The sequence below is a fragment of the Intestinimonas sp. genome, from assembly GCF_026169115.1.
GTDB lineage: Bacteria > Bacillota > Clostridia > Oscillospirales > Oscillospiraceae > Intestinimonas.
In genome coordinates, this window is the sequence record NZ_JAPFEA010000021.1 from 1 (window position 1) to 1,349 (window position 1,349).

A 1,349-nucleotide genomic window follows, 5' to 3' on the forward strand; every position below is an offset into this window, starting at 1 on the left:
CCGCCGGAGCGGGCCCACTGGCCCTTGTGGCCGCGGCCGGCGGTCTTGCCGTTGCCGGAGCCATGACCGCGGCCCTTGCGGAAGGCGCTCTTTACAGAGCCGGGCGCGGGGGAGAGTTCATGCAGATTCATTTCGCGCACCTCCTCACTGTTCCTCGGTGACCTGGAGCAGGTAACCGATATGGGCGATCTTGCCGCGGGTAGCCTCGTTGTCGGGCTGCACGGTGGTGTCGCCGATCTTGCGCAGGCCCAGAGCCTCGGCAGTCGCCTTGTGCTTGGCGATGCGGCCGTTCAGGCTCTTGACCAGCTTAATGTTCAGCTTAGCCATTTCTAGCCCTCCTTAACCTACGATCTCGTCCACGCTCTTGCCGCGGACACGGGCGACCTCCTCGGGACCACGGAGAGCCTTCAGGCCCTCGAAGGTGGCGGAGACCACGTTCTGCTGATTGTTGGAGCGCAGGCACTTGGCGCGGATGTCCTTAATGCCGGCGGCCTCCATGACGGCACGGACAGGGCCGCCAGCGATGATGCCGGTACCGGGAGCAGCGGGCTTGAGGAGCACGCGGCCGGCGCCGAACGCGCCGAGCACCTCGTGGGGGATGGTGGTGCCGGACAGGCTCACGGTGATCATGTTCTTCTTGGCGTCCTCGATGCCCTTGCGGATGGCCTCGGGCACCTCGGCGGCCTTGCCCAGGCCAAAGCCCACGCGGCCCTTCTCGTCGCCCACGACCATGAGAGCGGCGAACTTGAAGATACGGCCGCCCTTGACGGTCTTGCTGACGCGGTTCAGAGAAACGAGCTTCTCGGTGAACTCGCTGGGTTCTCTTTCAAATCTAGCCATGTTCGTTCTCTCCTCCCCTTAAAATTCCAGGCCGCCCTCACGGGCGCCCTCGGCCAGAGCCTGGACCCGGCCGTGATAGACGTAGCCGCCGCGGTCAAAGACCACGGTGGTGATGCCGGCGGCCTTGGCGCGCTCGGCCACCAGCTGACCCACCATCTTGGCGGCGTCGGTCTTGGTGCCGTCGCAGTTGAAATTCTTCTCCAGGGAGGAAGCGGAGACCAGAGTCTTGCCGGCCACATCGTCGATGATCTGGGCGTAGATGTTGGTCTCGCTGCGGAACACGTTCAGGCGGGGTCTCTCGGGCGTGCCGGAGATTTTTCCGCGCACTCTCTTGTGGCGCTTAAGCCGCTGAGCGTTGGTATCGGGTCTCTTGATCATTTAGGCACACCTCCTTATTTCTTCTTGACGCCGGTCTTGCCTTCCTTGCGGCGGATGACCTCGTCAGTGTATTTGATACCCTTGCCCTTGTAAGGCTCGGGGGGTCTTTTCTCTCTGACTTCGGCGGCGAA

Annotated in this window: 3 protein-coding genes and 2 pseudogenes; all 5 read right to left on the reverse strand. The window is 63.4% G+C overall.

The features are described 5' to 3' along the window. Positions 1-131 (reverse strand): annotated as a pseudogene (locus Q0Y09_RS01945) (50S ribosomal protein L15); the annotation flags it as partial. Between the two features lie 13 nt (positions 132-144). Then, on the reverse strand, positions 145-327 hold the full coding sequence (gene rpmD / locus Q0Y09_RS01950) for a 50S ribosomal protein L30 (protein ID WP_033116895.1): 183 nt from the start codon (positions 325-327) through the stop codon (positions 145-147). A gap of 12 nt (positions 328-339) precedes the next feature. Further along, complete coding sequence (gene rpsE / locus Q0Y09_RS01955; protein WP_297716856.1) at positions 340-840, reverse strand: 30S ribosomal protein S5; 501 nt, start codon at positions 838-840, stop codon at positions 340-342. A gap of 18 nt (positions 841-858) precedes the next feature. Continuing rightward, positions 859-1,218: a 50S ribosomal protein L18 gene (rplR, locus tag Q0Y09_RS01960; RefSeq protein WP_297716858.1), complete on the reverse strand. Its 360-nt coding sequence runs from the start codon at positions 1,216-1,218 to the stop codon at positions 859-861. Positions 1,219-1,232: 14 nt separating this feature from the next. Further along, positions 1,233-1,349, reverse strand: a pseudogene (gene rplF, locus Q0Y09_RS01965) (50S ribosomal protein L6); the annotation flags it as partial.